Source organism: Curtobacterium sp. MCBA15_009 (assembly GCF_001864895.1).
Taxonomy (GTDB): Bacteria; Actinomycetota; Actinomycetes; order Actinomycetales; family Microbacteriaceae; genus Curtobacterium.
Genome location: NZ_MJGO01000041.1, coordinates 233,835 through 240,609, shown reverse-complemented (window position 1 = coordinate 240,609; position 6,775 = coordinate 233,835). Strand labels below are relative to the sequence as shown.

The following is a 6,775-nucleotide window of genomic DNA, read 5'->3' as shown; positions in this document are numbered from 1 at the left end:
GGTGCGGGGCCTCTCGTCGTTCCTGCTGGTGCTACTTGACGAGCGCCGGCAGGTTCTTGCGGCTGGTGAGGACCTGGTCGATCAGGCCGTACTCCACGGCTTCCTGCGCGGACATGATCTTGTCGCGCTCGATGTCGTGGTTGATCTCCTCCGGCGTCTTGTTGGAGTGCTTCGACAGCGTCTCCTCGAGCCAGGTACGCATGCGGAGGATCTCCGCCGCCTGGATCTCGATGTCGGACGCCTGGCCGCCACCCTGCTGGGTCGCGGGCTGGTGGATGAGCACACGGGCGTTCGGCAGGGCGAGGCGCTTGCCGGGGGTACCACCGGCGAGGAGCACCGACGCGGCCGAGGCGGCCTGGCCGAGGCAGACCGTCTGGATCTGCGGACGGATGTACTGCATCGTGTCGTAGATCGCCGTCATCGCGGTGAACGAGCCACCGGGCGAGTTGATGTACATGACGATGTCGCGGTCGGGGTCCATCGACTCGAGCACGAGCAGCTGGGCCATGACGTCGTCAGCCGACGCGTCGTCGACCTGGACGCCGAGGAACACGATGCGGTCCTCGAAGAGCTTCGCGTACGGGTCCTGCCGCTTGTAGCCGTAGGCCGTGCGCTCCTCGAAGCTCGGCAGGATGTACCGATCGGTCGGAGCCGGGACGTTCTGCGCGCCACCGAGCATTGGGAGATGCATTCTCGTTTCCTTTTCTTCGGTGGGGGTCAGGACTGGGCGTCGGGCTCGGCCGCGCTGGTCGGTGCTTCGCCGTCGCCGACGGTGCCACCGCCGCCGATGACCTCGGCGCTCGAGGCGCGGAGGTGGTCGACGAAGCCGTACTCGAGCGCTTCCTGCGCCGTGAACCAGTTGTCGCGGTCGTTGTCCTTGAGGATCTGCTCGATGGACTTGCCGGTCTGCTCAGCGGTGAGCTCAGCCATGCGCTGCTTCATGTCGAGGATGACCTTGGCCTGCGTCTGGATGTCGGCAGCGGTGCCGCCGAAGCCACCGGACGGCTGGTGCAGCAGCACGCGGGCGTTCGGCGTGATGTAGCGCTTGCCCGGCGTGCCGGAGGACAGCAGGAACTGTCCCATCGACGCGGCGAGGCCGATGCCCACGGTGACGATGTCGTTCGGCACGAACTGCATCGTGTCGTAGATCGCCATGCCGGCGGTGATCGAACCACCGGGTGAGTTGATGTAGAGGTAGATGTCCTTCTCAGGGTCCTCGGCGGCGAGCAGCAGCAGCTTGGCTGCGATCTCGTTCGAGTTGTCGTCGCGGACCTCGGAGCCGAGCCACACGATCCGGTCTCTCAGAAGGCGGTCAAAAACACTGGGGTTCAGTGTTGCTTCGGCCATGGAAAAGCTCCCGTTCAGTTGTCGCTTGTTGTCGAACTTATCGGGTGCAACGCACCGATTCCCGCCTGTTCGCTGTCGGCAATGCGGTGGTGCCGAAAACGCCGGACGGGAGGCGCGGTGCCAGCTGGCACCGTGCCTCCCGTCCGTCGTGCTGGTGGCGTCGAGATCGTTACTCGGCGGCCCCTGCCGGCTCCTGCGCGACGCCCGCCGTGAAGGCGGACAGGTCGACGTCGTCACCGTTGGTGTCCTTGACGGTCACCTTGGCGAGGACGGTCGCGACCGCCTTCGAGCGGGCGACCTCGCCGACCATGCCGGGGATCTGGCCGTTCTGGTCGATGACCTTGATGAACTCGGCCGGCTCCATGCCGTACTGCGCGGCGGCCTGGATGAGGTACTGGGTCAGTTCCTCCTGGGAGACCTGGATCTCCTCCTTCTCGGCGATCGCGTCGAGGAGGATCTGCGAGCGGAAGGCCTTCTCGCTGGACTCGGAGACCTCCTTGCGGTGCTCGTCGTCCTCGAGGCGGTTCTCCTGCTCGAGGTGACGGTGCACCTCGTCCTCGATGAGCTTCTCGGAGATCGGGATCTCGACGTCCTCGGTGAGCTTCTCGACGAGCTTGTCGCGCGCCGCGGCACCCTGGCCGAAGGTCTTCGACTTGGCGATCTGGTCCTTGAGGTCGACCTTGAGCTCGTCGATCGTGTCGAACTGGCTGGCGATCTGGGCGAACTCGTCGTCGGCCTCGGGGAGCTCGCGCTCCTTGACGGCGGTGACGGTGACGGCGATCTGGGCGATCTCGCCCTCACGGTCGCCACCGACGAGCTTCGACTCGAAGGTCGTCGACTCACCGGCGGTCAGGGACTCGAGCGCCTCGTCGATGCCCTCGAGCAGGTCGCCGGAGCCGATCTCGTAGGAGACGCCGGTGGCCGAGTCGACCTCGTCGTCGCCGATGGTGGCGGTCAGGTCGATCTGGGCGAAGTCGCCGGTCGTCGCGGGACGGTCGACCGTGACGAGCGTGCCGAAGCGGGTGCGCAGGTTCTGCAGCTCCTCCTCGATCTCGTCGTCGGAGACCTCGACCGCGTCGACGGTGAGCTCGTACGAGGCGTAGTCCGGCAGGTCGAACTCGGGGCGGACGTCGACCTCGAAGGTCAGGACGAGGTCGCCCGTGAAGTCCGCGAGGTTCGGCAGCTCGGCGACGTCGGCCTCGGCACGGCCGAGGATGCGCAGCTCCTGCTCTTCGACCGCCTGGCGGTAGAAGGTGTCGATGGCGTCACCGACGGCGTGGTTCAGGACCTCGCCGCGGCCGACGCGCTGGTCGACGATCGCCGGCGGGACCTTGCCCTTGCGGAAGCCGGGGATGTTGATCTGCTCGGCGATGTGCTTGTACGCGTGGTCGATGCTCGGCTTGAGATCGTCCGGCGTCACGTTCACGGTGAGCTTGACGCGGGTGTCGCTCACCTTGTCGACGGTGCTGGTGGCCAAGGGATGTTCTCCTGTTGGTTGACGTTCGTGTGGTCGGTGTTTCTCGAGGACCTGGTCGGGGCGACAGGATTTGAACCTGCGACCTCCCGCTCCCAAAGCGGGCGCTCTACCAAGCTGAGCTACGCCCCGTTTGACTGGGCCAGGGTGTCCGCGCACGCCGAACGGCGCGTGCAACGCCGATGAGTCTAGCGGTCCCCCGGTGCGCGGTTCCCGGCAGTCGTGTCAGTCCTCGACCGCGGCGCGTCGCAGGCCGTTCCGCCACCGCAGTCCGACGACGACCTGGACCCCGAGCGCCGCCACGGCCAGGGCGATCCCGGCGACGATCCGCCAGACGTGCAGCAGTGCGTGCGCGGGCTGCGACGACGGATCGCCGAACACCTCGGGCCGCAACGACAGCACGACCGCGGCGAGGACCACCAGGACGTACGAGACGATGCGCGACCAGCGGATCGCACGCTCGGCGCCGTGGTCCGGCGTGGGGATGACGCGCCCTGGCATGTCGTGCTCGTTCGTTCGGTGCCCGTTCGTCCGCTACGATGATCGGGCTGCGCCTGGTGCGCAGGCGCGGGGATGTAGCTCAATGGTAGAGCCCCAGTCTTCCAAACTGGCTACGCGGGTTCGATTCCCGTCATCCCCTCTCTTCTTCCTTCTGCCCCATGCTTCGTCGCTCGATGCACGGTTGCACGCCCGGTGCGAGTTCGTTCCGGCGCACCGAGTGATCAACCTCGCACCACGGATGAACCGCCGCAGCGTGCGATCGACATCACCCCGAACTGGGGATGGGACGGCAGAGCTGTCGCCAGGACACTTGAGCGGTCCTCGCCATGCATAGGAGCTCAGTGCCGAACCCCCGCCAGACCACAAGCCCGCGTTCGCCACGTACCCGTCGTCGGGTACCGATCATCACGTGGGTCGGCATCGTCGGAACCGCCGTCCTCGCACTCGCCGGTTTCGCATCGACCGGGGTCTGGGGGATGCTGATGATGATCGCGCTCGTCATCCTGCCCACGACGCTCTACGCCGTCGCCTTCCGGCGCTCGACGTGGCTCCGGATCCCGAGGAAGCGAGCTACTGCCGCGATCGGTGCGGGCATCGCTCTCGCCGCTCTGATCGGCTCCACCTCGGCCTACGGTGCGACCCATCCGTTGCCGGACGTGCCGACACAGGTCGCCGCCGCGACGACCCCGAGCGCGACGACGGTCGCGAAGCCGAAGACGTCACCGACACCGACACCGACGGTGACGGTGACGGTGACGCCCACACCGTCGCCGACACCCACGCCGGTGGTCACGACCAAGGCAGTGACGGAGACCTCACGGATCCCGTTCAGCGCCACGACGGTGCAGAGCTCGACGCTGGCGCAGGGGACGACGACGGTCACGACGCCCGGGGTGCGGGGCGTCACCACGAAGACCTACACGGTCACCTACACCGATGGCGTGGAGTCCGGTCGGGTCCTGACGAGCGAACGAGTGACGACCCCGCCGGTGACGCAGGTCACGACGGTCGGCACCTACGTCGCTCCCGCAGCTCCGACGTGCTCCGCCGGCACGTACGTCAATTCCGCGGGCGCAACGGCCTGTCGACCCGAAGCAGCTTCGAGCGCACCCGCCGGAGCGACTGCACAGTGTGTCGACGGTGCCTACAGCTACAGCCAGTCGCGGCGGGGTACCTGCTCCGGGCACGGCGGCGTCGCCACTTGGTTGTGACCCACAGCAGCTGAGACGACGAACGGCCGCGCACGCCCGAGCCGCCCCTAGAGCGCTCCGAGCGGCGCTTCTCCGACTTCCTGCCGCAGCATCCGGTAGTGCTGCTCCCAGCCGGGAGTGCCGCGTCCAGCAACGTGCAGTGCGGTCCGGACCGCGCCGAGCGCACGATCGAGCGCACCGAACTCGTCGTCTGCGTCGACACCGATCGAGAAGGTGAGCGTGCCGGTCGACAGGTCAGCGGTCAGGTCCTGGTCGTGGACGTCGTCGAGGTCGAAGAGTGCTTCCGCGATGGCGTCGAAGTCCACCGCGAGGGCTTCGCGCGGATCGTCCGCTGCCCCGAGTTCCGCCACGCACTCGAACCGCACGAGGTAGTTCGTCATCACGTTCTCCTGTCCTCGCAGCCCGTTCGCGCGAGCCGATACTTCAGATGCACAACGTACCAGGGGTTCGACGGCGTCAGGTGGACCGTGTGCAGGTGTTCGCCGCACGGGCAGTACGCCTTGTAGTACTTCCTCCCCTTCGCGAAACGCCAGCCTCGCGCTTCGGCAGCACGCATGACGTGTTCGATGTCCTTCTTCGGATGTCGAGGTCGTTCGACCATCGCCACCTCCCCTCCACACCTTCGACGGTAGGGAGCAGGACCGCGACACCGGGGTCTGCCGTCGATGGCTGTGCGAAGGTCTCGCGATCGACGGAACTGTGGAGGACTGACGCTCGGTGGCTTTCCGTCAGGGGTCGGCGAACTCCAAGGTGATCTCCGGGGAGTCGCCGAGTTCCACCCGGGCGCGCTTCCGCTCCGCAGCACGCAACGGCACGAGGTAGCCGCCGTCCTTCGGGAACAGCGACGTCGTCCACGTCACCGAGCCGATCGTCACGCGCGCCGGGATCACACCCCACCCGTAGGTGAGCACCGGCGCGAGGTCAGCGATGACCTCGGCTGTGTCCGATGGCACGACGGCGAAGAAGAACGGCGACGGTCCGCGCCACTCGATCACCTCGCCGCGGATCTCGAGCTGCATGCGGCGATCGTACGGCCGCGGCATCGAGCACGCCGGGCCGCGACTCGTTCTCGGTGGATGACGGTTCCGGTTCACGATCGCCGGGGTCCGCGAACCGGAACCGTCAGGGGCGAGGAGGAACCGATGCCTCCCCGGAGCCAACGGGACCACGACGACGGACGCGCCCCGCGCCTCCAGGCCGGAGCCGGGGAGCACGGGGCGCGAGCCGCCGTCAGGACCTGCGCGTCAGCGGTACGACGCGGCCTGGCCGTACAGCACGTTCGTGAAAGACGACACGTAGGCCGACTCGTCACCGTCCGGCAGGTTGTACGTCATGAAGACGCCGTAGCCGTCGGCCTTCGTGCGCTGCGCGAGCGAGACGGCGGTGGCCTCCGGGGTGTTCTGGATGTCCACCGCGGCGGCCGAGAGCTTCGACTTCGGCAGGCCCGGGATCGTCGGCGCCGTGTAGGTGCCGTAGTACGGGTTCCAGGCGTAGTCGAGCTTCTTCCCGATCGACGGGCTCGCGGTCTTCAGGGCGTCGGACGACGGGCCGATGTCGTAGAACGAGATGATCTTGCCCGGCATGTCTGCGCGCAGCGCGCTGATGAGCCAGCCGATCGACTGTTCGTTCGGCTGCGGGGTGCCGTCGACGCCGTAGTCGGAGTACTCGTCGTCGAGGTCGACCCCGTCGAGGCCGTACTTCTCGACGGTCGCCGACACCTGCGCCGCGAAGTCCCGGGCGGCTGCCTTCGACGTGAAGTTCGCCAACCCGGTGCCCTGGTGGTTGCCGAGCACCGAGAGCGTCACCTTGATGCCCTTGGCCTGCAGCGGGCGGATCTGCGTCGCGGCCTGGTCGAGGGTGCGCTGCACGTTCTCGTTGGCGTACAGGACGGCCTTGCCGTTCTCGTCCCGGTTGATGTTCGCGGCGAAGATGATCGCCACGTCGAACGCGTTCGCACCGTTCGCCAGCGTGTACCGGCCGACGTTGGCGAGCTCGTCGTTGTTCACCTCGACGTAGGCGATGCTCGTCGGCCCCGACTTCGTGGGGACGGCGTGGTGACCGTGCCCGTGGCCGGGTCGACCACCGTGCGACGCTCCGTGCCCGTGGCCGTGGGCCGCCCCGGACGCGGACGGCGCCGCGGATGCCGCGGCGGGCACCAGTGGTGCCGCGAGCATGGCGACCAGTGCGGTCGCGATGCCGAACTTCGTGGACTTCTTCATGGCGTTCCTCCTCGTGTGGATGG

At 67.6% G+C, this 6,775-nt stretch carries 9 protein-coding genes and 2 tRNA genes; 2 read left to right on the top strand and 9 right to left on the bottom strand.

Annotated elements, in window-relative coordinates:
- Window positions 1-31: 31 nt before the first annotated feature.
- The 5 genes from BIU97_RS16840 to BIU97_RS16820 form a co-directional block, all read right to left on the bottom strand.
- Complete coding sequence (locus tag BIU97_RS16840) at window positions 32-691, bottom strand: ATP-dependent Clp protease proteolytic subunit (protein WP_071257265.1); 660 nt, start codon at window positions 689-691, stop codon at window positions 32-34.
- Window positions 692-717: 26 nt separating this feature from the next.
- A complete protein-coding gene (locus tag BIU97_RS16835) occupies window positions 718-1,347 on the bottom strand; it encodes an ATP-dependent Clp protease proteolytic subunit (RefSeq protein WP_071257262.1) in 630 nt (209 codons plus the stop codon).
- A 169-nt stretch (window positions 1,348-1,516) separates the two neighbouring features.
- The gene (tig, locus tag BIU97_RS16830) at window positions 1,517-2,824 is read right to left on the bottom strand and encodes a trigger factor (protein ID WP_071257259.1); all 1,308 of its coding nucleotides are present in this window, start codon (window positions 2,822-2,824) and stop codon (window positions 1,517-1,519) included.
- 52 nt (window positions 2,825-2,876) lie between these two features.
- Window positions 2,877-2,953, bottom strand: a tRNA-Pro gene (locus BIU97_RS16825).
- Between the two features lie 93 nt (window positions 2,954-3,046).
- Complete coding sequence (locus BIU97_RS16820; RefSeq protein ID WP_071257241.1) at window positions 3,047-3,322, bottom strand: hypothetical protein; 276 nt, start codon at window positions 3,320-3,322, stop codon at window positions 3,047-3,049.
- Window positions 3,323-3,390: 68 nt separating this feature from the next.
- Here BIU97_RS16820 and BIU97_RS16815 point away from each other — a divergent pair.
- Window positions 3,391-3,461: transfer RNA gene (locus BIU97_RS16815), tRNA-Gly, on the top strand.
- A 489-nt stretch (window positions 3,462-3,950) separates the two neighbouring features.
- On the opposite strand, the gene BIU97_RS18415 is transcribed toward BIU97_RS16815, so the two are convergent.
- Entirely contained in the window at window positions 3,951-4,229 is a 279-nt protein-coding gene (locus BIU97_RS18415) for a hypothetical protein (protein WP_071257238.1), read from the bottom strand.
- Between BIU97_RS18415 and BIU97_RS18410 the strand changes: the two genes are divergently transcribed.
- Window positions 4,126-4,533, top strand: a complete 408-nt coding sequence (locus tag BIU97_RS18410) for a DUF3761 domain-containing protein (protein ID WP_254783027.1) — start codon at window positions 4,126-4,128, stop codon at window positions 4,531-4,533. The genes BIU97_RS18415 and BIU97_RS18410 overlap by 104 nt on opposite strands.
- Before the next feature lie 47 nt (window positions 4,534-4,580).
- Here the strand turns inward: BIU97_RS18410 and BIU97_RS16805 are convergent, their stop codons facing one another.
- The 3 genes from BIU97_RS16805 to BIU97_RS16795 all read right to left on the bottom strand — a co-directional run bounded on the left by BIU97_RS16805 (window position 4,581) and on the right by BIU97_RS16795 (window position 6,752).
- On the bottom strand, window positions 4,581-4,913 hold the full coding sequence (locus BIU97_RS16805; protein WP_071257235.1) for a hypothetical protein: 333 nt from the start codon (window positions 4,911-4,913) through the stop codon (window positions 4,581-4,583).
- Between the two features lie 348 nt (window positions 4,914-5,261).
- Window positions 5,262-5,552: a DUF1905 domain-containing protein gene (locus BIU97_RS16800; RefSeq protein ID WP_071257232.1), complete on the bottom strand. Its 291-nt coding sequence runs from the start codon at window positions 5,550-5,552 to the stop codon at window positions 5,262-5,264.
- 225 nt (window positions 5,553-5,777) lie between these two features.
- Window positions 5,778-6,752, bottom strand: a complete 975-nt coding sequence (locus tag BIU97_RS16795; RefSeq protein ID WP_071257229.1) for an endo-beta-N-acetylglucosaminidase H — start codon at window positions 6,750-6,752, stop codon at window positions 5,778-5,780.
- Window positions 6,753-6,775 lie beyond the last annotated feature (23 nt).